The 25,887-nt window shown below is 48.1% G+C and carries 26 protein-coding genes; 9 read left to right on the top strand and 17 right to left on the bottom strand.

Features of this window, described 5'->3' with window-relative positions; all coding sequences use genetic code 11:
- Window positions 1–113 precede the first annotated feature (113 nt).
- The 7 genes from PRUB_RS11920 to PRUB_RS11890 form a co-directional block, all read right to left on the bottom strand.
- Window positions 114–437, bottom strand: a complete 324-nt coding sequence (locus PRUB_RS11920) for a gamma-glutamylcyclotransferase family protein (RefSeq protein WP_010384749.1) — start codon at window positions 435–437, stop codon at window positions 114–116.
- A 22-nt stretch (window positions 438–459) separates the two neighbouring features.
- Window positions 460–1,359 carry a helix-turn-helix transcriptional regulator gene (locus PRUB_RS11915; RefSeq protein WP_010384750.1) on the bottom strand — a complete coding sequence of 300 codons (900 nt, stop codon included), beginning with the start codon at window positions 1,357–1,359 and terminating at the stop codon, window positions 460–462.
- Between the two features lie 54 nt (window positions 1,360–1,413).
- Window positions 1,414–4,506, bottom strand: a complete 3,093-nt coding sequence (locus PRUB_RS11910) for an efflux RND transporter permease subunit (protein WP_010384751.1) — start codon at window positions 4,504–4,506, stop codon at window positions 1,414–1,416.
- Window positions 4,503–5,645 (bottom strand): efflux RND transporter periplasmic adaptor subunit, encoded by a 1,143-nt coding sequence (locus tag PRUB_RS11905; RefSeq protein WP_010384752.1) that lies wholly within the window; start codon window positions 5,643–5,645, stop codon window positions 4,503–4,505. The genes PRUB_RS11910 and PRUB_RS11905 overlap by 4 nt, the downstream gene beginning before the upstream one ends.
- Complete coding sequence (locus tag PRUB_RS11900) at window positions 5,635–6,522, bottom strand: ABC transporter six-transmembrane domain-containing protein (protein WP_010384754.1); 888 nt, start codon at window positions 6,520–6,522, stop codon at window positions 5,635–5,637. The genes PRUB_RS11905 and PRUB_RS11900 overlap by 11 nt, the downstream gene beginning before the upstream one ends.
- Before the next feature lie 107 nt (window positions 6,523–6,629).
- Complete coding sequence (locus PRUB_RS11895; protein ID WP_010384755.1) at window positions 6,630–7,064, bottom strand: GNAT family N-acetyltransferase; 435 nt, start codon at window positions 7,062–7,064, stop codon at window positions 6,630–6,632.
- A gap of 106 nt (window positions 7,065–7,170) precedes the next feature.
- Window positions 7,171–8,193, bottom strand: a complete 1,023-nt coding sequence (locus PRUB_RS11890) for a M23 family metallopeptidase (protein ID WP_010384756.1) — start codon at window positions 8,191–8,193, stop codon at window positions 7,171–7,173.
- Window positions 8,194–8,368: 175 nt separating this feature from the next.
- On the opposite strand from PRUB_RS11890, the gene PRUB_RS11885 reads away from it, so the two are divergent.
- On the top strand, window positions 8,369–9,139 hold the full coding sequence (locus tag PRUB_RS11885) for a helix-turn-helix domain-containing protein (protein WP_010384757.1): 771 nt from the start codon (window positions 8,369–8,371) through the stop codon (window positions 9,137–9,139).
- A gap of 11 nt (window positions 9,140–9,150) precedes the next feature.
- Here PRUB_RS11885 and astB read toward each other — a convergent pair whose 3' ends face one another.
- Window positions 9,151–10,488 carry an N-succinylarginine dihydrolase gene (gene astB, locus PRUB_RS11880; protein WP_010384758.1) on the bottom strand — a complete coding sequence of 446 codons (1,338 nt, stop codon included), beginning with the start codon at window positions 10,486–10,488 and terminating at the stop codon, window positions 9,151–9,153.
- 349 nt (window positions 10,489–10,837) lie between these two features.
- Window positions 10,838–11,824 (bottom strand): zinc-dependent alcohol dehydrogenase family protein, encoded by a 987-nt coding sequence (locus tag PRUB_RS11875; protein ID WP_010384759.1) that lies wholly within the window; start codon window positions 11,822–11,824, stop codon window positions 10,838–10,840.
- A 98-nt stretch (window positions 11,825–11,922) separates the two neighbouring features.
- Here PRUB_RS11875 and PRUB_RS11870 point away from each other — a divergent pair, with 98 nt between their 5' ends.
- The 3 genes from PRUB_RS11870 (at window position 11,923) to PRUB_RS11860 (ending at window position 13,751) form a co-directional block, all read left to right on the top strand.
- Window positions 11,923–12,816, top strand: coding sequence for a LysR family transcriptional regulator (locus PRUB_RS11870; RefSeq protein ID WP_010384760.1), 894 nt, complete (start codon window positions 11,923–11,925; stop codon window positions 12,814–12,816).
- 63 nt (window positions 12,817–12,879) lie between these two features.
- A complete protein-coding gene (locus tag PRUB_RS11865) occupies window positions 12,880–13,398 on the top strand; it encodes an RNA polymerase sigma factor (protein ID WP_010384761.1) in 519 nt (172 codons plus the stop codon).
- Window positions 13,395–13,751 carry a DUF6768 family protein gene (locus PRUB_RS11860; protein ID WP_010384762.1) on the top strand — a complete coding sequence of 119 codons (357 nt, stop codon included), beginning with the start codon at window positions 13,395–13,397 and terminating at the stop codon, window positions 13,749–13,751. The genes PRUB_RS11865 and PRUB_RS11860 overlap by 4 nt, the downstream gene beginning before the upstream one ends.
- Window positions 13,752–13,767: 16 nt before the next feature.
- On the opposite strand, the gene PRUB_RS11855 is transcribed toward PRUB_RS11860, so the two are convergent.
- From PRUB_RS11855 to PRUB_RS11830, 6 genes are read right to left on the bottom strand one after another with little or no spacing between them, the layout of a single operon-like run.
- Window positions 13,768–14,145: a hypothetical protein gene (locus tag PRUB_RS11855; RefSeq protein WP_010384763.1), complete on the bottom strand. Its 378-nt coding sequence runs from the start codon at window positions 14,143–14,145 to the stop codon at window positions 13,768–13,770.
- Between the two features lie 8 nt (window positions 14,146–14,153).
- Entirely contained in the window at window positions 14,154–14,822 is a 669-nt protein-coding gene (locus PRUB_RS11850) for a flavin reductase family protein (RefSeq protein WP_010384764.1), read from the bottom strand.
- Between the two features lie 60 nt (window positions 14,823–14,882).
- Window positions 14,883–16,445 carry a cryptochrome/photolyase family protein gene (locus tag PRUB_RS11845; RefSeq protein WP_010384765.1) on the bottom strand — a complete coding sequence of 521 codons (1,563 nt, stop codon included), beginning with the start codon at window positions 16,443–16,445 and terminating at the stop codon, window positions 14,883–14,885.
- Entirely contained in the window at window positions 16,438–16,590 is a 153-nt protein-coding gene (locus PRUB_RS11840; protein ID WP_010384766.1) for a DUF2256 domain-containing protein, read from the bottom strand. Before PRUB_RS11840 ends, PRUB_RS11845 begins: the two co-directional genes overlap by 8 nt.
- 3 nt (window positions 16,591–16,593) lie before the next feature.
- Window positions 16,594–18,045, bottom strand: coding sequence for an FAD-binding domain-containing protein (locus PRUB_RS11835; RefSeq protein WP_010384767.1), 1,452 nt, complete (start codon window positions 18,043–18,045; stop codon window positions 16,594–16,596).
- On the bottom strand, window positions 18,042–19,406 hold the full coding sequence (locus PRUB_RS11830; protein WP_010384768.1) for a DASH family cryptochrome: 1,365 nt from the start codon (window positions 19,404–19,406) through the stop codon (window positions 18,042–18,044). Before PRUB_RS11830 ends, PRUB_RS11835 begins: the two co-directional genes overlap by 4 nt.
- 157 nt (window positions 19,407–19,563) lie before the next feature.
- Between PRUB_RS11830 and PRUB_RS11825 the strand changes: the two genes are divergently transcribed.
- A complete protein-coding gene (locus tag PRUB_RS11825) occupies window positions 19,564–20,397 on the top strand; it encodes an alpha/beta fold hydrolase (protein ID WP_010384770.1) in 834 nt (277 codons plus the stop codon).
- 68 nt (window positions 20,398–20,465) lie between these two features.
- Here the strand turns inward: PRUB_RS11825 and PRUB_RS11820 are convergent, their stop codons facing one another.
- Window positions 20,466–20,906: a hypothetical protein gene (locus tag PRUB_RS11820; protein ID WP_010384771.1), complete on the bottom strand. Its 441-nt coding sequence runs from the start codon at window positions 20,904–20,906 to the stop codon at window positions 20,466–20,468.
- A gap of 116 nt (window positions 20,907–21,022) precedes the next feature.
- Between PRUB_RS11820 and PRUB_RS11815 the strand changes: the two genes are divergently transcribed.
- The gene (locus PRUB_RS11815; RefSeq protein ID WP_010384772.1) at window positions 21,023–22,234 is read left to right on the top strand and encodes an endonuclease/exonuclease/phosphatase family protein; all 1,212 of its coding nucleotides are present in this window, start codon (window positions 21,023–21,025) and stop codon (window positions 22,232–22,234) included.
- A 269-nt stretch (window positions 22,235–22,503) separates the two neighbouring features.
- Here the strand turns inward: PRUB_RS11815 and PRUB_RS11810 are convergent, their stop codons facing one another.
- The gene (locus PRUB_RS11810; RefSeq protein ID WP_010384773.1) at window positions 22,504–23,442 is read right to left on the bottom strand and encodes a PD40 domain-containing protein; all 939 of its coding nucleotides are present in this window, start codon (window positions 23,440–23,442) and stop codon (window positions 22,504–22,506) included.
- A gap of 616 nt (window positions 23,443–24,058) precedes the next feature.
- On the opposite strand from PRUB_RS11810, the gene PRUB_RS26595 reads away from it, so the two are divergent.
- From PRUB_RS26595 to PRUB_RS11800, 3 genes are all read left to right on the top strand, one after another.
- The gene (locus PRUB_RS26595) at window positions 24,059–24,187 is read left to right on the top strand and encodes a hypothetical protein (RefSeq protein WP_257721228.1); all 129 of its coding nucleotides are present in this window, start codon (window positions 24,059–24,061) and stop codon (window positions 24,185–24,187) included.
- A 230-nt stretch (window positions 24,188–24,417) separates the two neighbouring features.
- Window positions 24,418–25,179, top strand: coding sequence for a HEAT repeat domain-containing protein (locus tag PRUB_RS11805; RefSeq protein ID WP_010384774.1), 762 nt, complete (start codon window positions 24,418–24,420; stop codon window positions 25,177–25,179).
- 4 nt (window positions 25,180–25,183) lie between these two features.
- Entirely contained in the window at window positions 25,184–25,861 is a 678-nt protein-coding gene (locus PRUB_RS11800; RefSeq protein WP_010384775.1) for a hypothetical protein, read from the top strand.
- Window positions 25,862–25,887: the final 26 nt, after the last annotated feature.

Genomic DNA, 25,887 nt, shown 5'->3' with positions numbered 1-25,887 from the left:
TTCTGTGTCGGAATCACACAGGCATTAAACTGCGGTTAATTAAACGTAGACTGAATTTTCGAAAAGTGTCAATTATTGACATGCTTGTCTGATCAGATTTGGCTACCCGGTCATCACGCTAAGGTATAGACGTAAGCAGATATTATTTCACCATTGTCTAACCGCACTTGCGCTATTACGCGTTTATAGTGCTCGCCTTCAAACTCATCGAGCCTCTGCCAATGAGCATCAAGCTCTGATGAGCTAAACACCAAACCTGATACTTCCCCCGCGCCCGTGTCTAAAATCAGGCCCGGATAACCTAACTCAGCCCCCCAACCCTGATTTTGCAAATGGCCTTTGACAAAGCCAGGTTGCCACTGGCCTTTGAGCCCAGCGAGAATATGCTCGTTTGGACGACCGGGTGCTAATGTTCCGTAGACAAATAAACACGCCATTTTCTGCTCCTGCACTATCTAATTAGGCGATAACGGGGATCTGAAACTGCATCGTGATCCCACCATATTGCTCCAGATCCACTCCCTCGATCCACTCGATAAAAGAACCCTCAGGATCAATGTTATATCCTTCCTGCTGTGCTTTCTCAAACAAAGTATGAAGTACCTGACTATAAGCTACATCCGACAACAGATATGCCCGGCAACAAAAGTAATGACCGCTTTCAATCACCGCATCATGGGGTTCACCTGGCTCGACTGATTTTGCAATCTGAGTCTCTATGGCCGACCAGCTTTTCTCCAGCTCGGTCATTTTTGTAATACCCAGCAAGCCTACTGACTGCTCCTCATAATGATCCAGGATCTGATCCCAGTCAGAGGTATCACTGGGAACGGCTTTGAAGTAACGCGCTTCACAGTACTCGAGCGTACATGGCAGCGCTTCTGCCAGCTGCTTTTCCAGCGACCCGGAATCTCCTGGATGTGCCAGTTTATCCATCAAAACCTTAGTTTGTTGAGGCGTTGCCTGCTGTGCCATCAGGCGAATCGCTTTTGCGGTGGTCCCCAGCTCGCGCTTGAGCGCTTTAGCCAATGCCTGCGAAGACGCAAAACCACACAACTGCGCAATGTCAGTAATAGACAGTGCATCGTGATAAAGCAAATAGTAAACCGCATATTGCAGCCGGATCCGACTCAGGTATCGGCCCGGTGTTTCGTTGAAGAGTTTGCTAAACTGACGATGAAAATGAAAAGATGAAATAGCACTCTTTTTGGCTATTTGCTGCCAGCTAAAGCCCTCTTCTAACTGCTCATGCATCAACAATAACGCCTGCTCGAATCGCTTTCGCATATGTTCAGGTAGCGGCGCCAGCAAAGCAATTTCTGGCACCAGATTAAACGCGGGATCTTTGTCTGCTGACATACAGGCTCACAGGTTTTTCCGGGGCGACCACTATCGCCCAGGCCGTGCCCCAAGTCAACTTAGCGTGGCTGCCTCATGTGCAGATTGCGCTGCTGGCAAAGGTTTGCGATGAAACATGCCTAACAATACCGGGATTAAAAATAAGGTGATTAAGGTAGCAAATAGTTCTCCAAACACCAGAGATACCGCCGCAGGTTTTAAGTACTGTACCTGCTCAGACGTGCCAAACAACAAAGGTAACAGGCCGCACACTGTGGTTATCGTGGTCAAAAAAATCGCCCGAAAACGACCGGTGCCAGCGTTGATCAATGCCTGGGCTGGCGCTATACCTTGACGGTATTCAGTGTTAAAGCGCGTTATCAGTACCAAAGCATCATTCACCACAATACCTGTCATGGCCATCATGCCAAACAAAGACAGCAAGCTAACTGGCAAGTCCATGATGGCGTGGCCAAAGATAGCACCGGCAAATCCAAATGGGATCACAGCCATAATAATTAAGGGCTGCCAATAGGACTTCAGCGGGATTGCCAGTAACACGTAAATGAGCATTAAGGTCAGTATAAGCGCAGCCTTAAAGCCCTTGTTGACCTCTTCTATTTCCTCATACTCGCCCGCAGGCTTAATGGTCACTTGTGGAAACTGGCTGATGAGTTTATCAATGTCACTTTGTAACAGATCCAATGTTTGCTCCGGCGATCCTACAGCCCGATCCTGAGACCAGTATAGATTGATCACCCGTTCACGATCACGACGCTGCAACAGCTGAGGCTCATGCTGATAATTGAGTTCAGCAACATCTCCCAGTGCAACACTCTGACCATCATCGAGCATCACGTGCATATCCAGTAACTCATGTTCAGTTCGAACAGCATGCTTTGGAAAACGCAGCACAACCTTTAACTCCTGCGACTGATAGAGTAGCCGGTGTACTTCGCGCTCACCCAGAGCATTGGCTACCACTTCAGCTATGTGTGACTGCGTCAGCCCCAGCTGTCGACCAAATGCATTCAGCCTGACCCGAATTTGCCGTTGTTCAGCCTGAAAATCATCTCGGGCATCTTTTACGCCGGGTAATGCAGTTAGCCTGTCACGGAGTTGATCACTGATCTGCTTAGCTAAGCGTCCATCAGGCGATGAAATAGCCAAAAAAGTCCCACCCGCTGGTGGCTCCGCTGCACTGAAGTGCTGCGCATAACTCCCCTCTATTTTGCCAGCTTGCTTGCGCCAGGTATTGCTCAAAGTGTTTGCTGGTAGCGCATTTAATGCTTCCGATGTCAGTTCAGCAGTGACTTCAAGGTCGCCATAACCATTGGACCAGGCCAGAATGTTCTTCATCGGGTTGGTACTCAGGCCATGCTCGGCTTGCAATGCCTGACCGGTCGCCTGTGCACTCAATTCAAGCTGACTCAATCCTCGGATCTGTAAACCCAGAGGCGCCCCCTCTTCCAATGTTACTTTGGCGGTCACATATCGACCCGGAATTTCAGGAAACAAAGTACTGCGTATCGCACCACCCAGCCATAAACCATAAGCCAGTATAAAAGCGGATAGAAAAACCACCAGGGTTGACCTTTTGTGCCCTAGGCTTATGCGCAATGCGGGTGTGTAGATATGATGTATAAACTGACTCAGCGCCCAGCGTGTCTTGTTCTGAATATTTGCGATGACTCCGCTGCGGGTGCCCTGACGAGACATCGCGGCCAGGTGAGATGGCAGAATAAATTTACTCTCAACCAATGAAAAGCATAGCGCCAGAATCACAACCGCTGAAAAGCCAGCGAACAGCTTCGCCAGATCATTGTTGATCCACAGCATAGGTGAAAATGCCGCAATACTTGTCAGCACACCAAATACGGTTGCCACTGTGACAGATTCAACACCTGTGTATGCCGCTTGCTTGTAATTCGAATTGCGATTTTGGTGTTCATCAATCGCTTCACCTACAACAACTGCATCGTCTACCAAAATACCCAATACGAGAATGAATCCAAACAAAGTAATATCATTCAGGCTGTAGTCAAGCAGCTGCATGCCATATAAGGTGCCACAAACTGCAACTGGGATCCCAGCCGCCACCCAGAACGCCAGCCTGAGATTAAGAAATATGCCCAATAATATGATCACAATGAGTAACCCCTGCCAGGCACTCGTGCCGAGCCTTTCCAGCTGCTCTTCTATGTAAGGGGCCATATCAGCCATGGTCGTGATGATGATGTCTTCTGCAAGCTGAGGCTTAAGTTCAGCAAGGGTGTCACTGATCGCTTCGCTCACATCCAGTAAATTGTCGCTCTGACTGGTGCTGACCATCAACGCGATACCTGGCATACCATTGTTACGCACGATAGCATCGCTTTGCTCATAGCCACGGCGCACAGTGGCAATTTCACCCAGGGTAATTTCACCAGAAGAGCCGTTGATCACTGGCAATTTTCTTAGTTCACCCAGCGCACTGATATAGCCATCACCACGCAGGGTAATACGACTTCCCTCGTGTTTAAGTTGTCCACTACGTGTTTCAAGTGACGCTTGTGTTATCGTGCTGGCAAGTTGTTCTATCGTCATGCCATACCGTAACAAAGTATCAGGTTCAGGCTCGATAAATAACCTGGGCTCGCGTGCGCCCCAGTTGCTGACGCTGGAAATATCCGGATGCTTTTTTAGTGCCAGCTCTACCTGCCTTGCCACCTGCTGCAATGCTTCGTCACTGCGTGGAGCAGAGACAATGACAAACGCAGCAAGATTGGTAAATTCATCGCGTGTTACTATGGGTTTTTCTGCCTGCACAGGAAAGTGACTGATCGTATTAACCTGATTACGTATGTCTTCCAGCAACTTGTCATAATCCGCATCAGGCTTCTTACGCACCGTCACAGTTGATAACCCGGCCTGTGATTGACTGGTTATTTGTTTAATGCCTGCAATAGCACTGACTGACTCCTCAACACGCTGTGTGATACTTTCATCAATTTGCCTGGCAGTGCCACCCGGATAAGCGACCTGAATACTAATGCTGGACGGCGCAATCTGTGGAAACGACTCCACCCTGAGCTGACCGAATGCCAGCAGACCGCCGGCGATCACCATTGCCATCAGCAAATTGGCCGCTACCGGGTTATTGATAAACCACTTACTTAGCCAGCTCATAGCGCCTCCAGTTTGTCAGCAATCTGCACTGTCTCGTTATGTGGTTCTACACGTTTACCTGCCACCATTGAGGGCAGTGTATAACGTACCAGTTGAAAGGCATTTGGCAGCGCTTCGTTAAGCGATACAATCATGGTGTCTGCTCTGACTTCTACCGTGGTCACCGTTATCCGCCGTAACGTTTGCTGCTCCGTCACAATCCAAATTGCGCCATCGGGATCGACTGCGCTCAGTGGCAATTCATATAAACCGTCTTCAGCTTTTAGCTCAAAGCGCACGGTAACCTGTTGATTAGGTCTTAGCTGAACCACCTGTCGATAAGGATCCGGTATAGACAGCACCAGTGTACGCTGACGCGTAGTTTCATTAATAAGCGGAGACAGATAGCGAACAGATGCCGGCCACGTCCCCCCGGTATAACCACGCACGGTTATGCGCCCATCTTCGAGGCTATCCAAGACCCTGTTCCAGTCTCGCTGCGACAAAGGCACGTGAACATCCAGGCTATCACTGGCCACCAGCTCAAACAAAGCCTGTCCTGCTTCCACCCACTCTCCCGGACTCACCAGTCGCTGCGTGATCAAGCCATCATACGGCGCCACAATAACAGCATCGTCAAGCAGTCGCTGCGCGCTGTGCACGCTTTGTTGGGCACGTTTTAGCTCAGCTCTGGCTGCCGCTATGTGGGGTTCCATTGTGGCAAATGCGCTGCTGTTTGCAGCAGTTCGCATCGTCTTAGCAACCGACTGTTCATGTAAGTGTCGCTGTAAATTAAGCTCCGCCTGTTTAAGTGTGCTCTGAGCATCATATAATTGAGACTTAAGTAAATGGGTATCAAGCTGAGCCAGTACTTTGCCTTTTCGCACTAACTGGCCAGGCTCCATTTCAAGATCCAGATAATCCACACGAGCACGGCTGGTCGCTCTTAGCTGTAGTGGCCAGCGCGCCTGAGTACTTGCTTGTACTGTTAAGCCTGGGGTGACAACAGAGCGTTCTATCTCAAGTACAGATACCATGGGTAAGTGCACTTCATCCTTGTGTGGTTGCGGCTCTTCTGGTGTCAGAAGCACAACAACTAACAGGGCCAGCGTTAATGTGCTCGCGGCTACAATGGCCGGAAAACGGGTTTTAAACGTCATGGATCACCTCCATCTGGGTCACTGAGTCAATCGGCTGATTAAGACGTTTACTGATCTCGCTCAGTCTTGACAGGGTTTGTAGTGTGACAGGCAGCATAATTGCCGTGTCTACGAATTCAAGGGAGTAAGTCACAATAGAAAACACCTGACCGACACTAATATCAGGGATCAACTGCACCATCCATAAATTACCCAGTACAGCCGTAAACAACACTAGAAAGATCAATCCATACACCCAGGCTTCTGTATCTGACAGGCGAATTTCACATCGTTTGAGTCGCTCAAAATGCGCACTGATCGCACCAAGTGGTCGGTGACTCAACACCCAGACTTGCTGTTCCAGCTGATCATTGAGCTTGCTATTCAAAATACTGAAACGATCGTGAAACAAAGCATAGATGAGACACATTAACGCCGAGGCAAGTATCACGCTGTATGCTAGATAGAGATGAAAAGAAGCCAGGATAACCACAGTCGCGACAAGCTGTATCACCGCCGTGAATACGCCTGGTAAATCATTTTCCAGAAAATCGACGAGTTCACGTGACATAGTTAGCCTGGCGTCCTTGACCGATACGGGCGCGGTGCGTAATTTAAACGCCAGCATCTCGGCCAGTCTGACCCGAATATCACCAAATACACGGGTATCATAGAAACGACGGATCACGCTTATTACTACCAATGCCACCAGCACTAAGGCAAACCAGGACAAAGGCGTGAGAGACTGGCCAAGCACCCCATCGATGGCATAGCCAATAAACAAGGGAAGTAAGATCAGCAGAATGTTCTCTAAGATCACCATGCTCCAGGTGACAAAGATCTTGAAAGGACTGGTGCGAATAATCGCAGCAAAAGAAATTTTATTCAGGAGTTTCACAACTGGCTCCACAAGTACTACAAAACTTGTGGCCAGTGTTACAGATCAAAGCGATAAAAAAGTGTCCCAGATTGCGCTTTTACTTCTGAGTCACCTAAAACAGGCCATTATTCTCCACGCTTGGTGTAAATATCAGGGCGACAGATCTGCATCAAAATACTTGGGTCTTCCGGCGTCTCGAAACCAAATTGTGCATATAAACCATGCGCATCCTTGGTCGCCAGCATGACTCTGCGTAAGCCCTGAAGGTCCGGGTGTTGCATTATGGCTTCGACCAGCTGCTTACTCAGCCCTTTACCGCGATGTGCCTCCACGATAAATACATCCGCCAAATACGCAAACGTTGCCTTATCCGTGATCATTCGGGCAAACCCTACCTGCTCTGCCGTATCGGTATAGACACCAAAACACAAGGAATGCTCAATGGCCTGTTTCATCACATCGCGGGGGATTTCCTTTGCCCAGTAGGAATCTGAAATAAAATCGTGAATGAGATCAAAGTTGAGTCGGTTAGGATCGCAACTAATTGTATAGGCCGGCATTTTATACTCCCTAAAAATGGTGACGTGAATAGTATCTGTTATCGCTCCATTAAACCTTTGACCCCAACACTAAGGCAAGCACTTAATTGAAAAGTGTGCAGGCCTGTTAGCTCCTCTGGATCACCTGCATGCCACGGCTAAGGTGTACAGCGTCAGAACGCACGCCTTCACACTCAACCCCTGTGAACTTAATAGGTAATCCCATTGCCTCATAAATTTCTGGACGATCCTGGAGGTGAAAGTGTAAATGAGGCTCACTGGTAAAACCGTTAAAACCACATACACCCAGCAGCTCCCCTTGGCCAACACGGTCACCGGGTTTGACCGAAATTGACCCTTTTTTCAGATGGGCATAAAAACCATATTCACCGGGTGCATGCCTGATCACAACATGATTGCCAGCAAAGTGACAACAAAGAAAGTCTATTAACCCAAACCCTGGCAGTGGCGCCTGAGCGACTCTATCAAACACCGAAATCACTTCCCCCGCTGCTGCCGCAACAATTGGCTGGTTAAAGCAATAATAATCCCGCACATTAAGGCCGTTATCTCTATGGCGTGAATAAGTGTGATCGACCATCACAAAGTCCAGTGCATATCTTTGCGAGAGCACATCCCAGGAGTGAGAGGTTGCAGGTGAGTTGCCGCCGTTGTAAACCAGCCAGCGACCTTCAAACGGCAAACGATACCCCACCTTATTTTTATATCCGGCAATGTCTGTTGCCCGTGTCGATACTCTTTTTCCAACCGACAGCTGACAAACAAGCAGTTTAACCTGTTGAAATAGCAGTATGGGATTCAAAAGCGTCAGCGCCATAGAGGGAAGCGCCGTCAACACCATACCATAACGACCAAGATATCGGTGAACGCCTGGACGAGGCCAGTTCAATCCAGGGTGTCGCTCACACTCTTCACCAAACTGAGTCGTAATATACCTTTTGATTAGCCAGGCACTGGCAAAATGAACAAAAAAGTACAAGCCCAACTTGGCTGTAACCGACAAACGGAACAGCCAGGCCCATTGACAGAGCAGCTGCACACCGATAGTTACGCATACTGCCATCACCATGGGGATCAGCCAGGTAAATGCAAACGCCTTATGCCGGCTCGATGCTAACTCTTTGGCCATACTCTTTACTCCTTTGCCTGATATTCAATAAACTGCTTACTGCCTGGCTGACACTCTAGCCATCCATGCTAGCCGGCACAATGGTTCAACACTAACAAGTTATAAAGAACCATATTTTGATACTTAAATTTTTATATTGTGATACCTTGATGCTTATTACCCCGGAGTAACATGAATGACCAAGGAGCTGAACAAGCACGTCGTGAGGCGCTGTCTTGATAAAATTAAATCACAACTAAAAGCCAGGGAGTTAACCTACCTGGACGTTGCCGGGTTGTTTGACGTGTCAGAAAATACCGTTAAGAGAATGCTGAACCAGGATGACATCAGCCTGAACCGGCTGTTAACCCTGGCAGAACTATGCGACTTGGACGCCGCAGAACTACTGGATAAGAGTGTAAAAGATACACCTGCACACACCTACTTTACGGCGCGCCAGGATCAGGCCTTTGCAAAACATCCACATTTGTTAAGCTATTTTTCCCGACTGTTTTATCACCAGCAAACAGTAGAGCATATTGCCACCGAGTTTAATTTAAGCGCGCTTTCCAATTACCGATATTTACGGGCGCTTGAGGATATTGAGCTTTTGACATTACACCCCAATAACCAATTCAAATTTTTAGTACGCCCGCCATTGGGGTTTGCTCCTGACAGTCTCGTAATAAAGCAGTCCGTTTGTAAACACATGACGCAAACACTGGACGCTGTTATGGCCCCGACCAGTACACCAGAGCATCATGTTTTAATTAAGCCAATGAAGATACCGCCCAAACTAAGGGATAAAATGTGGCAGGAATTACAAGATAGCGTCAGCAAATACGCCCACATAGCAGAGCAGGACTTTGCGCGGCACAGTGAGCAACCTGATTTTCAGGTCACTCTGGTTATGCATCCGCTCAATACCGACGTATTTAATGAAGCCCCCATCATTGCATTAGATTAGGGCCCTTGGGCTTATTTTTGTTGAAACGGGTAAATGGCGCCCAGCTTCAGCAGCTGCGTTAGTTCATCCAGCGCCTGCTGACTCTCAGTTAACAAATTGGGATCAGCCAGGTCGGCCTCACTCAGCCTGTCGCGGTAATGTTTGTTTATCCAGTCTCTTAAGCGCTGATAGGTGTGTTCATCCAGCAAGCATGCCTGATTCACCGCATTGAGTTCCTGCTCCGATAAAGTCACTCTCAATCGCAAGCACGCCGGTCCACCACCGTTTTGCATACTTTGCTTGAGATCCATATATATTACTTCGCTGATCGGGTTGCTGGCCTGACACAACGCCGACAAGTATTGCTCAACTTTCCCCACGGTCTGACATTCCCCCGGCGCTATGATGGCCATACCGCCTGAAGGTAAGCTGACCAGCTGGCTGTTAAAGATGTAGCTTTTTACCGCTTCTTCAACGCTGATATCGGCATTTTTTACCTCAATAAGGTGAAGTGGCCTGTCACCCCGATATGCCGAGTTTATCTGTTCAATCACCTTTTGCTGCTGATAAAAGGCCTGCTCATGAAACAGAAAAACATTCTCATTGCCTATGGCTATGACATCGTTATGAAACACGCCCTGATCGATCACTTCAGGATTCTGTTGAATAAATAAGGTGCTCTGTGGGTCGAGCTGGTGACTTCGCGCAACCGCTTCAGACGCCTGGCGAGTCTGCCGCGCGGGGAACAGCTGCGGCTTGACCTGAGTCTGAGCATCTTCACCGTAAACAAATAACGCCAGCCCCTGATGTCCGTAGCTGTCAGCCAGTCGTGTATAATTAGCTGCACCTTCATCTCCAAACATCGGATGCTGAGGCAATGCGTCATGATGGCTGAAATAGTCATTGTGGTTAAAAATACTTTTTAAAATCTGGCTGGTCTGAGGTGCTTCGATAGCTCGGTGCAATTTATTATTTAAGTTTGCAGGCGTAAGATGCAATTTGCCATCCGCGCTATCGCAACTGGGTGATACCGTCGCCGCATTCGCAGTCCACATCGAAGACGCTGAGTAACAGGCTTTAAGCAACTGAGGCTGCGTTTTTGCGGCCTGGCTGATCACCTCTGCGTCCGTACCACTAAACCCACATACCCTGAGGGTACGCAGATCCGGACGAGCATTAGGCGCTATGACGCCCTGGTGTAAACCAAGCTGAACCAGGTGCCACATTTTTTCGAGCCCCTGTAATGCCGCCTGTTTAGGGTTGGAAACTTTGTTGGCATTAGATTTGGATGCTACATTGCCATAAGACAATCCCGCATAATTGTGTGTTGGGCCGACCAGGCCATCAAAATTTACTTCGTAATAGTTCATGTTGCCCCCTTTTGGTGCAGAGCGCCTTTGTTTTGCTGAGCATTGCACCAGTTTGGTTATTCTTGTTCTGTTTTCAACTAAGAGAATGAAATAAAAAATTAATAATATTCATAAGGTTACTATTATGCCTGTGCACGTTAGCTCAAAGATAACTTCAAAACCTGTGCCAGCAGACAAAACTTCTATAAGTTAGTCGTAATTCAATCAATATGACAAAAATTTGAGCGTGAAATGACAAAAAGAAAACAATCGTGTGGGGGCAATTAAATTAACTGTTTTAAGTACAGGCTGAGTGCGATAAATCACACTCAGCCCTGAGGTCATTTAGAAATGAAGCGCTAAACGCGTATTAAACATCAATCACCACTTTGCCCATCGCCTGACCACTTTGCAGTCGCGCATGCGCAAGACCAGCTTGCGACAACTCAAAACCTTGTTCATCCAGTACAGGTACCAGTGCCCCGGCTTCAACTATCGTTGTCAGGGCATTCAGGATCTGCTGATGATCTTCACGCTTATGGTTATGCAGCATAGGGATCAGCATAAAGACCACATGCAAAGACAGTCCTTTAAAGTGCGCCACTGACAAGTCAAGATCCACCATAGCCACAGTTGAGGCGACATGACCATTCAATGCTGCGGCTTCGAACGAGTTGGCCATATTGGCGCCGCCTACTGAGTCAAAGACCACATCGAATCCTCTGCCCTCGGTATGGGTAGTCACATAGTCTGCAACTTGTTCGGTTTTATAGTTAATCGGTACCGCGCCCAGGCGACTGATCAGCTCAAGTTGGGCATCGCCGCCGCCGGTCGAATATACTCGTGCACCAAAGTGCTTAGCTAATTGCACAGCAACGTGTCCAACACCGCCAGAGCCGCCATGTACCAGCACTTGCTGGCCAGCCCCTATCCCGGCCCGTTGCAGCCCTTCATAAGCCGTGATCCCTACTAAAGGCAAAGCAGCCGCTTCTCGCATGCTCAGATTACCGGGTTTACGCGCAATGAGTCGGGCATCGGCCAACATAAATTCCGCCAGTGCGCCTTGTAGGTCAGCCAGACCACCGGCACACCCGTAGACTTCGTCTCCTACGGCAAAGTCCGTTACACCCTCTCCAACTTCAACCACGGTACCCGCAAAGTCCATCCCGAGTACGGCTGGTAAGGCCGGTGACAAAGGTAAGGCTTCGCCCATAGTGCGGATCATCGTATCAACCGTGTTGACGCTGCTTGCCGCTACTTGCACCAGAACGTGACCTGCCGTCACTTGAGGTTTAACTACCTCAGTTAAGGTAAACGCAGCCTCTTCACCGTATTGATTTAACACCATTGCTTTCATAATTATGCTCTCCTGTATTGATGACTAAAACTATACTTGCCTTTTTATTTATTGATAATAGACTGAATTTAATAATCACTTTATAGATTTTGTTAATAATGAACATTGAGCATCTCAAGTTGTTTGTGCGCATCGCTGCCACCTGTAACATTAGCCAGGCAGGCCTGGATCTGGGGTTGTCAGCCGCTGTCGCAAGCAGCCATATTAGTAAGCTCGAAACCGACCTCGGGGTCAGACTGCTACATCGCACAACACGCAAAGTGTCTTTAACAGAAGAAGGGCTGGCGTTTTTGCCCCATGCCGAAGATGTGTTGAATGGGGTCGAGGCCGCGCGAGCCGCCATTGGCGCCGGCAGTACAAAGCCCAGTGGAACGCTGAGGTTAACCATGCCAGCATCCTTTGGCAGAATGCATATCTTGCCGGCCCTGCCCGGCTTTTTTGCCCGGTATCCGGAAATTAAACTCGACCTCAAGCTATCCGACACCATTTCCGATTTGGTCGAGGGCGGCTTTGATCTCGCAATACGAAATAGCGCACTCAAAGACTCTACGCTGGTTGCCAAAAAACTGACCACAGACACCCGATTACTCTGCGCCTCACCGGATTATCTTGCCAAAAATGGGCATCCGGAACACCCAAGAGATCTGTTGGAACATGCCTGTATTACCCTGGCCGGGTTGGAACATTGGTCCTTTCAGACGCCTCAAGGTCATCAAACCATTAAAGTGCAAGGTCAGCTACGTGCTGATAACGGAGACGCCATCAGAGAGGCCTGTCAACTGGGGCTCGGGATCACCATTAATTCCCGCTGGAGTGCGTATGAAGCATTGCGCTCGGGTCATCTTGTTGAGGTATTGCCTGACTATCCGCTCGAATCTAATACTGCTATCTGGCTGGTGTACCCCAGCTCCCGATTATTGGCGCCCAAAGTGCGCGTTTTTATCGATTACCTGGTCAGCTACTTTGGTGAAATTCCCTATTGGGAAAAATAATTTGCTGCGCGTGAACCTTTTTACATGCTGCGCCGTCTTGTAAGAAAAGCCCAAAGGAATAGCATGGAACCATCAAAGGCCGCATTACTGGTATTGTCTGCCCAACAGGGCAATCGGCGTGCGTTCGAAACCTTATGCGAAGCGTTTTATCAGCCAAGCTGGCGGTTTGCGATGAAGCTCAGTGGCCAAAGTGCCAGTGCCGATGATATCTGCCAGGATGTCTGGACTAACATCGCCAAAAAGCTCAATCAGCTTAAAGAGCCCAGTGCATTTCGTGCCTGGGTGTTCCGCGCCATTTACCGTCGCTTTGTCGACCTTAAACAGGCAGAACATCGTTTCGAAGAGGCCCAGCCGACGCAGGCATTCGAGACACCGGATCTGGATACCTCGTTGAGTATCCTGACGCTGATAAACCGGCTGGCCGAAGAAGAGCGCCACTGTGTGTACTTATTTTACTTAGAGCAGATGTCACTCAGAGACATTGCCAATATATTGGATGTCCCCCAGGGCACCGTTAAATCAAGATTAAACCGCGCACGGGCACAATTGCGTGCCATGGTTAACGAGGAGCAAACAGCATGAATTTAGACAAAGAGATAAGTAAAGCATTACAGCAAGAACAACATCAGATAGACCCCATTCTTGCTCAGGAAAAAGGCCTGTTCACTATGCTGGGTAACGTGTATCAGGGCAATACCCGTTTCTGGGTGATCCTGGCTTCAATCAGCGCCCTGCTGATCACCATCGGCTTTGTGTACAGCGGTTATCGGTTTTATATCGCCACCGCAGTCATGGATCAGGTGTTCTGGGCTGTATGGTTTATCACCGGATTGCTTGTGCAGGTCGCCACCAAACTTTGGATTTTTATGGAAATGAATCGCCAGAGTGTCCTAAGAGAAATAGCGCACCTCGCAGTAAGACTTCAAGCCAAATAATTGTCGGGCCCTGCTTTTAGCGTGAAACTGAAGGCGGGGCCTGCTCACATACTACTTTACCAAATACGCTGGCATCAACTTCAAGGCAGCGCAGGCCATCAGGACCAGACACCACTGCATCACTACATCGCTTGTCATGCACCACAGGCTGACCATTGGGTTCAACCCGGTAACCTCCCCCTTTACACAAGGCACTTGCTTTATTTTGCCAGCGCGCCAACAACAAAGCGGTGCTTTGTTCAGAGCCGGACACTGACACAATATAAACACCTGTTTCCCGGGTATCGGTTACCGCTATTTTTGGCCCAGCCAGTACCGGACTATTGAACGACAGCAACTGAACAACGGCCATCACATGTGCCATCTTTTTTAATGTCAGTGCCTCTTTGATCATCAAATTCCTTATTCACGCTCAGTGATTTGCTCCCCATTTAGGTTGAGTTGCCTGGGTAGGTGCTCAGGTTTGGCGTAACTCAGTCGGCCAAGCCTTCGTGTTTCATGATAACTATCCAATCCGGAAATGGCCACAGTATTCAAAGACTCAATGTCGATGTAGCCATCCGCTTTAATGCTGTCATGCGGCAGTTGAATATCAATGACCTCTCCGATCACTAAGAGGGTGCCATTGATCTCCAGTTTTTGTACTTCACGTAATGCCAGAGCGAATTTCAACTGACTCTGTGCTACATAAGGTGCTTCGATGCCATCAGCCTGCTGAGTGTCCAGTCCAACCTCAGAGAACTCAGATACACCCGGTGCATAACGCGCCGAGGTTTGATGGGCTTGCTGCCAGATAGTCGAGTTAACATGGTTTAACGTGTAATGACCTGTGGCCTGGAGGTTGCTCAGTGTGTCTCTGGGCACCGTATCAGGGCGGATGATCATGCCTATCAGTGGCGGGTTGGCGCCGATATGAAAGACCGAGCTGACAATGGCCAGATTGGGGTTACCCTGTGTATCCTGGGTACCGACCAGGTTGGCACTTTTAAATCCAGACAAGCTGTTTATCAGTCGTGCCCTTTCCCGCTCTTGCATATTGGCTATGTCTTCCCGGCTGAGCTGTTTGATCATCTGTATAAATTCCTCATTTTTCACTGTTTCTGTGTATTGTTACGTTTTTGGACGGCAGAGTTAAAGCTGTTCGATATGGTCGAGCAAGTATTGTGCGCGTGTGAGCACGGCCTGCTTATCTTCTTCAGACTTCTTCAGCCAGTTGCTATACACCATTTTTGTACGCGGGTTACTGGCAAATTGCGTATGGTGTTGCTGCATAAAGTGCCAATACAAGGCGTTTAACGGACAGGCTGACTCAGAGACCGTTTCTGTCACTTTGTAAGCACAGTCGCCGCAGTAGTCACTCATTTTTTTAATATAGTTTCCGCTGGCCGCATAAGCCTTGGAGCCAACAATGCCACCATCGGCAAACTGGCTCATACCCCGGGTGTTTGGCATTTCCACCCACTCTATGGCGTCGATGTAAATCCCCAGATACCAGGCGTCCACCTGATCTGGGTCTATGCCAGCCACCAGACAGAAGTTACCGGTGACCATCAGGCGCTGAATATGATGGGCATAAGCAAAGGTCAAAGATTGTGTGATAGCGTGACTGAGACAGCGCATTTTGGTCTCGCCCGTCCAGAACCAAGCAGGCAAACTGCGTGTGGCCTGCAAATGATTGAGCTCAGCATACTTTGGCATATTGGCCCAATAAATGCCTCTGACAAACTCGCGCCAGCCAATGATCTGGCGCACAAATCCCTCTATCTGTGCCAGACTGATGGCGCCCTGAGACTGCTGAAATGCCGCAATCGCAGCATCTACCACCACTTTGGGGCTGAGAATTTTGGCGTTGATGGCAAATGACAAGCGAGAATGATACAAGCTCCAGCCCCGATCCTCACCCAGCTCAATTAGTTTGCCCGTCATGGCATCCTGAAAACGCCCGAATGACGGTAAACAATGCAGGCAAAAGAACGTCAGCAGGGACTTTGCCTGCACACGGTTAACGGGCCACAGCAGATGCTCATCTGCCTGCCCCATGGTTTTGATCTGATGTCGTTTGAGCCGCGCCAAAATATCACCGACATCGTTAGCAAACACCAGCGGCTCAGGTATCTCAGCAATATCGGCCGCTTTTAGCTTGTTGCGGTTGTCACTGTCGAAATTCCATTGTCCGCCAAGCGGTGCTCCATCAACCATAAGCACATTAAACTCACCTCGCATCTTGCGGTAGAAATGCTCCAGACGATGCCGTTTATCGGGCTTAAAGTAACTGCTAAGCTGGTCATTAGCCAGATAGAAATGTTCAGTATCATAGACACTTGAAGTAACTGACAGTGTGTCACTGAATTGTGACAGCTGAGTGCGCAACCGATATTCATCCGGCAACTGATAGGCAAAGTGACCGATATTGTGCTCCCTGATCAGGTGGGTCAGTAGCTCAGGTAACGATGCAAAGTCCTGAGTATCGTCCAGTGTCAGGTGCAATACATGGTGCCCAGCCGACTCAAGTGCCTGTGCGAATGCTTTCATTGCAGCAAAAAACGCGCATATTTTCTGGACATGGTGCCGAGTATAATTGGTCTCCTGATGCAGTTCGGCAATAACATAAAGCACCTCATCGGACTTTTCTGTATACCAGCTATGGCCTGCATTAAGCTGATCGCCCAGGATCAATCTAAGTTGTTTACTCATGTGTTTCTCTGTTGGTTTGCCTGTTGCCCGCACACCGTTTGGAGCAATATTTCACATTGGGCCAGTCGCGTTGCCATTTTTTGCGCCAGGAAAAAGGACGCAGGCAAACCGGGCACGTTTTTTCTGGTAACTGGGATTTCTTCATACCTTAGCTCGGACGCACGTGTCGTTTCAGGATCCGCTGAGCTTCTTTTTTCACTTGAGGCCTTTTGCGCCATTGCCACAGTAACTCCTGCGCAGCTTTATAGCTTAGCTTTAAGTCGACAATGGGCTCAGGATAATCCTCGCCAAGCACAATGCCATACATCAGCTGTTCCATCTGCGACAGCTCCCAGGGTTTATGAACCAAAGGTGCTGGCACATCTTTGAGTGCCGGTAACCAGGTTTTGACAAATTCTCCTTGCGGGTCTTTTTCTTCGCCTTGCTTAACCGGGCTATAAATGCGAATGGTGTTGATGCCTGTCACACCGGCCTGCATCTGAAACTGGCTATAGTGAATACCCGGTTCGAAATCTAAAAACACCCGGGCAAGATGGGCAACCCCCAAACGCCAGTCAAGTTCGAGGTGATGGCATAGAAAACTCACTAGCATAGCCCGCATACGGAAGTTGATGTAGCCCGTGGCAATCAGGCACCGCATACAGGCGTCCACCATAGGAATACCAGTATTACCCGTTTCCCAGGCAACTAGCCTTTGTTGCGCTTCCTCTCCGGTACAGCGAGGCAATAGATCATAACCCCGATTAATGTGCCGAAACTCCATATCACATTCGCTTTCGAACTTCTGAATGAAATGACAATGCCAGTGCAGCCTGGAAGAAAAGGCCACCAGAGTGCGACGCCAGCCCACCATTTGCCAGTGAGCTAGCACACTCTGGTACACCTGACGCAAACTGATATTACCCCAGGCCAGATAAGCAGACATACGTGAACACGCCTGCTGGCTGAGTAACGGGCTGGATAAACTATAGGCATACCCTTTACCTCGTCCCTGGTAGAACTCGGCTAAAATACGGTGTGCCTGAGTTTCACCACCTGGCTGAAAAGTTCCCGGCGGTGCATTAAAGCGTTGTTGAATATCGCTCAGTTGGGCACATCTCGTGTCTGGTGAAAACCAGTTTACTTGTGACAATTCAGGATCAGCACAGCGTTCACGCATGGTTTTTTGCCATTGCTTATCCCAATTTTGCCGCTGACTAAGCCCTCTTAATACTGCGCCACAACGAGATTCAACCCAGGTAATCTCCATTGCCGCACACCAGGTTGCGACTGCCTTGTCCCGTTCAAAAGTGTTCGCCAGACCGATTTCCTGATGAGAATACAGCCCGGCGATTTGGTAGGTCTCGTGAACCTGCTGTAAAACGTCTAATGCAGGTTTGTCCGATACCCACAAAGATCCGTGCGGAACCCGCCCATTGATGTCCTGTAATGACTGCAGAACAAATTGCCAATGGCGAGCCGAATAATGCGGGTCGTCCAGTAGCATGGGTTCAAAGCAATATAAGAGCAGTACGGGATGGCCGCTTTGAATGGCCTGACACAAAGGCGCGTGGTCGGATAACCTTAAATCACGCTTGAGCCAGACGATTGCCACACTCATACGTCTTCCTCAGCATAGGTTGGCCAGTCAGCCGCATCCACACTGTCCACAGATGCAACGCCCTGCTCACCGCGCCACTTTTGCACGAACAGACCCCGCTCGTCGTATAATTGAGCCTGTTTTTCAATATTAAAATGGCGTCCACCGCGCGGATCGACGCCCACACCTGCTATGTACTGCCAATTCCCCCAATTTGATGCGACATCATGATCGAGTAATTGCTGCTGGAAGTAGGCCGCACCATAGCGCCAGTCCAGACCCAGTTCATTCACAAAATAACTGGCTGCGATTTGCCGGCCCCGGTTTGACATGTAACCGGTTTCATTAAGCTGGTTCATGAGCGCATTCACTAAAGGCACAGGTGTATTACCCTGGCACCAGCGAGTAAAACGTTCAGGCATAAAAGTAGTTAAAGGTTTAGATTTAGCCAGTCCCTGAAAGCGAAAAAGTTGCGGCCCAAGCTTGAGGCAAAGCCACTGAAAATATTCACGCCACAGCAGTTCAAACTTGATCCAATAGGTCGACTCGTTCGCCACAACCTGTTTCTCAAACGCTTCGGTTGCCCACCAAACCTGACGCGGCGACAGATTGCCCAGCGCCAGATAGGGACTCATTTTGGTTGAGTTGAGCCAGCCATCCAGCGCGTTGCGGGTTTCTTTGTATCTACGGACAACACCACTGTCGAAATAATCCCTCAGATGAGCTTGCGCGGCTTCTTCCCCGGCGGGAAAGTCCAGTGGCACTCTGGTTTCAGTCAACCGATCCTGACGCTGTGCGTGCCACTGATGCAATATGCCCAGCTCGTTGGCACTGCTTACTGTGATAAGGGGGGCAGGTAATCGCGATGGGTCGAAGCGACACAACGTTACTACCGACAGAGGCGCTTTTTCTACGCGTTTTCTGAACTGAGTAAAGTTACCTAAATCGCGACTTACAGTTTGTATCTGGGTGTGTTCAAACAAAGTATGCTGCCAGAAGCTGTGCAACGGGACAGCCCCCAACTCCTTGCGTATTTTTTGCACGGACTTGCGTTCATAAAGCCCTACCTGTTCGGCGCAAATCACCTGATCTATCTCGTATTTTGATACCAGGTGTGGCAAAACCTGATGTGGCTCACCTTCAACAACCAACAAACTATGGCCACAACTATCTAGTTGGCTGCTGAGTGTTAATAGTGAATCAGCAATAAAAGTTGCCTGCCTGTCGCCGAGCAACTTGCAATGATAGTTTGTCTGGATGCGATACCTTGGGTTTATCACATAAACAAACAGTATGTGGTCACTGTTTTGAGTGGCAAAATCGAGTGCCAGATTGTCGTCCAGCCTGAGGTCTTGAGTAAACCAATAAAGCGTTTTTTTCACGCGCAGCCCTGTCGGATTATTAGCATGCCTTGTCTTACGGACTGCGCAGGGAAAAAGTTCAACAACGAACTTTCATTATTTATTGAAAGTTCAGTAAACTCTGCGCTATGCTACTCATCAGCGGACTAAATAATAATCAACAACAGGAACTTGCACTATGAACAAACTCGCCGCCGTCGTGCTTATTGGCGCAACATTTTCGGGTCATGCCGCCCAGCACCAACACGAATATCACTATACAGAGATTGCCGGGAAGAAAATCGCCTATGCGTGTCAGGGCGAAGGCAAAGTCACTGCCCTATTGGTATCCGGTATGGGCCTGGATGCGCACACAACTTATAAAAACACCTACCATAATGCCAACCCCAAAGGCTACCGGCTGTGTTTTTACGACCGCGCAGGGTATGGAGAGAGTCAATATGACAACCCCAAAGTCAGAACCATGACCGAACTGCGAGATGAGCTGGCCGGGCTGGTTGAGCACCTGAAGGTAGAGTCACTGGTCCTGGTGCCCCATTCTTTCGGCGGGTTTGTTGCACGTGCCTATGCCAGCAAATATCCGGATAAAGTGAAAGGCCTGGTCCTGATAGACACAGCACATGAGTCCTGGTACGACGCGATGAAAGCGCAGATGTCAAAACCAGGCTGGAACACGATGAAGATGATTATCAATTGGGAACGCGAGCATAATTCGTTCGAGGATTTTGAGGAAGCCTCAAGCCACTCTGCGCTCTATACAATAAAAGCAGACTTACCTGTTACCGTGCTTTCTCGTGGTATCCCGCACGTGACAATCAGACAAACCAAAATGAGTTACCCGGATATAGACGTTTACACGCAAACCTGGAATGACACCCAAAAGAAACTGGCTACACTGAATCAAAATACCGAGGCAGTCACGATGAAATACGCTTCGCACCTATTTGATGAATCAGACCCCTGGATTGCGATAAAACACATAGAGGCCATGGTAGCAAAAGCCAGGCTCTGAGTTTGATGACCTCGCACAGGGCACTCTCCAGTGCCCTGCCCTTTGTGCCGGCCCGGAGTGAACAAAAGCTAGTTTGCGCGATGTTTTTTCACCGCCCGATAGCCCAGCCAGTAGCACAATCCAACAAGCAACCAGGCAACACCAACCCACAATACCGCATTGCTGATTTTCTCAGGATGGCGGACAAACAACTGAATTGGCAACAAACCACGAATGATGCACACCAAAGCGATGCTATATATCCCGACGTTAAGCAAGGGTAATCGCCGAATGCGTCCGGTTGCAGATAGAGCATAGCAGCCCAGCACAATAAAAATTGCAGACGCCGCGATGGTAGCTATGGGCGCCAGCATAGTGCCTGCCTGCGCTGATTCTACAACAAAAGGCGGTGCCATTTGTGCGGAATAGCACTGTGGACCGAAGTAAATACAGGATAAATGCGCGCCAGCGACCAGCCAGGCGCTCAGCGCAGCAAACAATAACAAAGCGACACCATATTGACGGCCCATACCGGCAAGCTCCTTATATAACCTAGACTTAGAATCAAACATCCAACGAAATATTAACACATCTTGTTGTCGAAAAACGCTATAGTTAAGCCAGTTTTAATTTGACCAGGCAAACAATGAAAGCAAATTTTTTACCTGTCGTGCTGGCAACGGCTATGTTGAGCGCAGGCTGCCAGAGCACATCAACCAATACGGCCTCTGAAAAAATGTCGGAAGATAATCAAACGCTACGAGTAGCGACGTTTAACGTCAGTATGGAAGCAACCAATTACGATATGACAAACCACACAATGCAATCGGATAATGCGTTAACCGTAGCATTAAAAAGTGGCGATTTCAGTCAAATCAACAATATCGCTGAGATCATCCAGCGTACCCGACCTGATATTATTCTGCTGAACGAGTTCGACTACATTGCAGATCCCCAGCAAGGCATTCATCTGTTCCAGCGTGATTATCTCGAAGTACCCCAGAACGGTTTTGATCCGATTAAATATCCCTACGTGTATCTGGCACCTGTCAACACAGGTGTAAAGACGCCGTTTGCTGGTAACAAAGATGCCCGTCTGACACATTATGGCTTTGGCAAATACCCTGGCCAATATGCCATGGTGTTGTTATCCAGATATCCAATTCAGCAGGATCAGATCAGAACTTTTCAACACTTTTTGTGGAAAGATATGCCAAACAACCTGATGCCAACTCAGGCAGATGGCAGCAGCTGGTACTCAAAAGAAGAAGTCTCGGCCATGCGCTTATCATCCAAGTCGCATTGGGATATTCCGGTACAAGTGTGCAATCAGCAGATCAACGTATTAGCCAGTCACCCAACGCCCCCCGTTTTTGACGGACCCGAGGACAGAAACGGTAAGCGTAATCACGACGAACTCAGGCTGTGGAAGGATTACATTAGCTCAACCGGTAACGCCTACATATATGACGATATGGGTCGACGCGGTGGATTTGCCGCTCAGTCATTTGTCATTTTAGGTGATTTAAATGCCAGCTCTGTCGATGGCGACGCATACCCTGGTGCGATTGATCAGTTACTGAAACATCCGCGTGTGAATCATTACCCGGCTCCTACCTCTGAAGGTGGACGACTCAATAAGCCGGATAACAAACATGCTGCCTCACATACCGCACACTGGGGCATGCGCGCAGACTATGTGTTACCGTCTTCCAACCTGACCGTCAGTGACAGTGGAGTATTTTGGCCTGCAAATAACCAGGCTGGCGCAGAGCTTGTAGCCGACAGAGCATCCTCTTCTGACCACCGTCTGATATGGGTCGATATCACGCTACCGGACACACATTGTGACAACTAGAAAAACAGGCTAACGGGTTTGGCTGTTTTTGGCTAAGGCACAATGAATATCAGTGCCTTACCACCCCTCACACAATGTACAAGAAAGCCATTAGCAGCTTTAACTGAGTTGGCTTTCTCTTAAACGACCTTCTGACACCATCGAATTCACAAGGCGCTTTTTGAACATATAATCCAATAATTCAAACGATCATAATTGCAAGTTAGATCGAACCACCGGATCCGGCAAAGCACTCTATGCCAAGTTAAAATCAACGCCTTGTGCTATGATCACAACCGTTCAGAATGTAGCCCTTCAAAATAGGCCGTTTTTAGTTTATCTATCACACTCGTGCTGACCCAATAAATGTTTGAAATACCGCCAGGCTCATTATATCGACCAAAAAAGAGGTATTTGCCATCTGGGGTGACACGCGGTACGGTTTCGGAATGGGGTGTATTAATGAGGGTGCCCAAATTTACCGGTTCAGACCACCCGCCGTTTTCCTTTCTGAAATACACAAATAGATCGCTGTCTTTTCTGCTGGCGTCCTTTCTGTGTCTTGCATTTACCAGCAAGTAATCATTAGCTGGTGACATAAAGCCATGGATCCCAAACGCGATATCCATCGGCCTGGGTGGCGAGATGTGCCCGGCATTATTTTCGGCAATATACATCTTTCGCTCTTTCATGTTGGTAAAGATCAAATCGCCATTTCTTGCCTGGTTGAAATCAGACAGGCGGCCAGTATTGAGCGATAACTCCCACCTTTTAGCTTTATGGCTGCGGTTGTTACGAGGTACATACCAGATACCAGAGTCTCCTGAGTCAGGTTGACGTGCGGTAAAATACACCCGATCTTCATTCAAACTCACATAGGGGACCAACTCATAAGCCATTTTGCCCTGGGTGAAATTCGCTTTTTCAGGTTTTGTCCAGCGTCCTCCTGCCAGCTTTGTATGGTAAATCTGTGGGTAGGTATCTGCTCCATCAGTCACTTCTAAAGCGGTAAAGTACATTTCTCGCAGATCCGGAGAAAACGACACCCCAAACTCATATCGACCTTTAAGGGATACCAGTTCAGGGGCAAACTGCTTTGGCTGAATGCCTGGCGGTTTTTGACCCAACCATAATGTATCACTGATTTGGGTTGACTCTGCGGCACTAACATCAGCAACCATCGCACTGGCAACGAATAGAAAATGCAAAATAGATTGTTTGATTTTCATGGTTTTGTCCTTAAGTTCTGCAAACATTTAAGGGCAATGTATCAGGTTTGGTGCAGCGCGCCGTGTAAACTAATGTAAAACATGTGTCCGCTGTTTTTCACCAGGCATATAAACAAACGGGCACTTCTCTGCAGTATGCCCCACAGTATTCATCCATCCTGCTTACGTTGATGACAACAGCACAAAGTCCGTCCGCCACACTATATAAATAGACCCAAGCAAAACGGAATTGAGCCAAACAAGCGTAAGCATCTTCATTTTTAACTGGCACTCGACAAGCCATTATTTAACCAAGTCATATAACAGACCAACCTAGTTGTTATCGGTCTATAACAAAAACCTCTAACTAATTGTAATTTATAGATATATGTATTTATTCAATATTTTGCATTTAGCACTTTTGTTATTCATTCTGTGGGTTGTCGGGATCAGAGAAAGCGCTACGAAAACTCTGATTATCGACACCAGAACAAGAAGGAAAAAGGTAATAATCTATGAAGACGCAATCCGTTGACAGTTTAGATGTTGTTTCAGGTCGCAAAGGACCTCCAAACTACACCTAATTTTCCTGAAGGTTACTAATACAAATAAAAAATACGTTTAGGAGTTAAAAGTTATGGGTAAATCCAAAACATTTAAACCAAAAACAATTGAAGCACTACACCTAAAAGATGTTGCAGGTGGCGGTATCGATCGGCCAATTTTTATCGGCTACAAAGACCCTATCGACAACATTAAATTCTAATAATTAAGGAAAAATAAAATGAGCAAATCTAAAACATTTACGCCAGTAACAATTGATGCACTAAGCCTGAAAGATATCGCTGGCGGTACCGGCACCTCTATTCCGCCTGAGTTCATCGGCATCAAATAAGCGCAATACGCGATGACACAAAAGAAGTAGCGGCTGCTCTGTCGTTACTTCTTTTATTTCCATTTCAGGCTTCAATATCACCCTACAGGTAAGGAAAATACATGATAGCTGATAGTTTTATCCGTATGTTGTCTGTCAGCAACTCAGTTGAATGTGTTGAAAGCGCATTCCATGATTTTGTTGAAAGGCAAGACTTTAAGGCGCAAGTTTTAAATATTGCTGAGCACACTGAGCTTGGTAAGATTAGCCGTAAAGGCATAACACTGTATGAAGACGATACCTGGTCTTTGCTTATCACGGTGGATACTTATACAACACCAAGCGACGTCGCAACGACATTTTCCTCCGAATCTTTATACAGCGTTATTTCCGATCATCACTATGTTGTCAGTATCTACTCAGAACGCGATGATTCACTCATACTCTCTCCAGACACGCTCACGACTTATACCAGGCAACTGAAAATCTGTCCAAATAACCATGCCTATGTATTTCAGTGCTCGCAAGAAAAGGTGGTGGTTGCACTGCACAATAAGTCAGTAGCCCGGGAGGTTTGCCCTTATTACGACACAGCCACAGGAAGAAAGATCGCAACTTACTCAGGCACACACAACCTTGAAAGATATAAGGTTCTGACTGGTTTTTTGCCTCAACTTGGCACAACAGCGGTCCCCTACCTCGTTAAGCTAACCAAGCACAAAGTCAACGCCATACGCTGGCAAGCCCTGGTCGAGTTATTTAAAGTCGAACACCAACAGGCTAAGGCCATTTTAATCGAGTTTTTAGAGGACCCTTGCCACATAGTCAGGGCGCAAGCCAATGCCACTCTCACCCAATTAACTGAATTTGAAAAGGCGTGTTAGTTCTATGGAATTTTATCCCCCAAAAGCCGTTGCAGCCACTTCCATTGAAGGGTTACTGACATTTATTAAAAATAACATGGCTGAAGGCCAAAGACTGTGTGACACTCCAGGGTTAGTAGAGCAGTTAATGGGGCTCAGACACAATATTTCTGATGTACTTGATCATATTACCCGCTCGTTAGAGCAATCAGCGCCCAATTCCTATGGCAAAAATTCATTCGTTCTATATCAGGATGACACGCTCATGTTACGAGCTGTCGTGTGGGAGCCAAGAGTAGACCATCAATACTCGCAGGAAGATGAGAACCTGTTTGCCTACGGCTTATGCCACGACCATAATTTTGAGCTGCTAACACTCGGGCTTTGTGGCACTGGCTACACCACGCATATGTATGAATATCAGCACAAAGGCAGTCCCTATAAAGAAGGTGAAGAAATCGACATTCACTTTAATGGAGACTTCGTTTTAGACGAAGGGTGTGTGCTTTATATGGATAAGTCGCGGGACCTGCATTCACAAAGTCCGCCAGACGAATTGTCTATGTCATTGAATATCATTGTCGATCGTGGCGAAAAAGCAAAGCCGCTTTTCGTTGATACACAATCGAAACGGGTGATCTCTTTTGGCAATGCCATGGATAGCGCGCTTTACTTGCAAAAACTCCAGCAAATACTCGCCTGAAAAGTTGCCAGTCTGCACTAAACCGG

It is taken from the genome of Pseudoalteromonas rubra (genome assembly GCF_000238295.3).
GTDB lineage: Bacteria > Pseudomonadota > Gammaproteobacteria > Enterobacterales > Alteromonadaceae > Pseudoalteromonas > Pseudoalteromonas rubra.
Note: the sequence above shows the minus strand (reverse complement) of the source record. Positions and strands in the feature narration are given on the sequence as shown.

Coding starts and splice junctions, on each gene's coding strand:
- PRUB_RS11920 (WP_010384749.1), bottom strand. CDS start 437: ATGGCGTGTTTATTTGTCTACGGAACATTAGCACCCGGTCGTCCAAAC.
- PRUB_RS11915 (WP_010384750.1), bottom strand. CDS start 1,359: ATGTCAGCAGACAAAGATCCCGCGTTTAATCTGGTGCCAGAAATTGCT.
- PRUB_RS11910 (WP_010384751.1), bottom strand. CDS start 4,506: ATGAGCTGGCTAAGTAAGTGGTTTATCAATAACCCGGTAGCGGCCAAT.
- PRUB_RS11905 (WP_010384752.1), bottom strand. CDS start 5,645: ATGACGTTTAAAACCCGTTTTCCGGCCATTGTAGCCGCGAGCACATTA.
- PRUB_RS11895 (WP_010384755.1), bottom strand. CDS start 7,064: ATGCCGGCCTATACAATTAGTTGCGATCCTAACCGACTCAACTTTGAT.
- PRUB_RS11890 (WP_010384756.1), bottom strand. CDS start 8,193: ATGGCCAAAGAGTTAGCATCGAGCCGGCATAAGGCGTTTGCATTTACC.
- PRUB_RS11885 (WP_010384757.1), top strand. CDS start 8,369: ATGACCAAGGAGCTGAACAAGCACGTCGTGAGGCGCTGTCTTGATAAA.
- astB (WP_010384758.1), bottom strand. CDS start 10,488: ATGAACTATTACGAAGTAAATTTTGATGGCCTGGTCGGCCCAACACAC.
- PRUB_RS11875 (WP_010384759.1), bottom strand. CDS start 11,824: ATGAAAGCAATGGTGTTAAATCAATACGGTGAAGAGGCTGCGTTTACC.
- PRUB_RS11870 (WP_010384760.1), top strand. CDS start 11,923: ATGAACATTGAGCATCTCAAGTTGTTTGTGCGCATCGCTGCCACCTGT.
- PRUB_RS11865 (WP_010384761.1), top strand. CDS start 12,880: ATGGAACCATCAAAGGCCGCATTACTGGTATTGTCTGCCCAACAGGGC.
- PRUB_RS11860 (WP_010384762.1), top strand. CDS start 13,395: ATGAATTTAGACAAAGAGATAAGTAAAGCATTACAGCAAGAACAACAT.
- PRUB_RS11855 (WP_010384763.1), bottom strand. CDS start 14,145: ATGATCAAAGAGGCACTGACATTAAAAAAGATGGCACATGTGATGGCC.
- PRUB_RS11850 (WP_010384764.1), bottom strand. CDS start 14,822: ATGATCAAACAGCTCAGCCGGGAAGACATAGCCAATATGCAAGAGCGG.
- PRUB_RS11845 (WP_010384765.1), bottom strand. CDS start 16,445: ATGAGTAAACAACTTAGATTGATCCTGGGCGATCAGCTTAATGCAGGC.
- PRUB_RS11840 (WP_010384766.1), bottom strand. CDS start 16,590: ATGAAGAAATCCCAGTTACCAGAAAAAACGTGCCCGGTTTGCCTGCGT.
- PRUB_RS11835 (WP_010384767.1), bottom strand. CDS start 18,045: ATGAGTGTGGCAATCGTCTGGCTCAAGCGTGATTTAAGGTTATCCGAC.
- PRUB_RS11825 (WP_010384770.1), top strand. CDS start 19,564: ATGAACAAACTCGCCGCCGTCGTGCTTATTGGCGCAACATTTTCGGGT.
- PRUB_RS11820 (WP_010384771.1), bottom strand. CDS start 20,906: ATGGGCCGTCAATATGGTGTCGCTTTGTTATTGTTTGCTGCGCTGAGC.
- PRUB_RS11815 (WP_010384772.1), top strand. CDS start 21,023: ATGAAAGCAAATTTTTTACCTGTCGTGCTGGCAACGGCTATGTTGAGC.
- PRUB_RS11810 (WP_010384773.1), bottom strand. CDS start 23,442: ATGAAAATCAAACAATCTATTTTGCATTTTCTATTCGTTGCCAGTGCG.
- PRUB_RS26595 (WP_257721228.1), top strand. CDS start 24,059: ATGGGTAAATCCAAAACATTTAAACCAAAAACAATTGAAGCACTACAC.
- PRUB_RS11805 (WP_010384774.1), top strand. CDS start 24,418: ATGATAGCTGATAGTTTTATCCGTATGTTGTCTGTCAGCAACTCAGTT.
- PRUB_RS11800 (WP_010384775.1), top strand. CDS start 25,184: ATGGAATTTTATCCCCCAAAAGCCGTTGCAGCCACTTCCATTGAAGGG.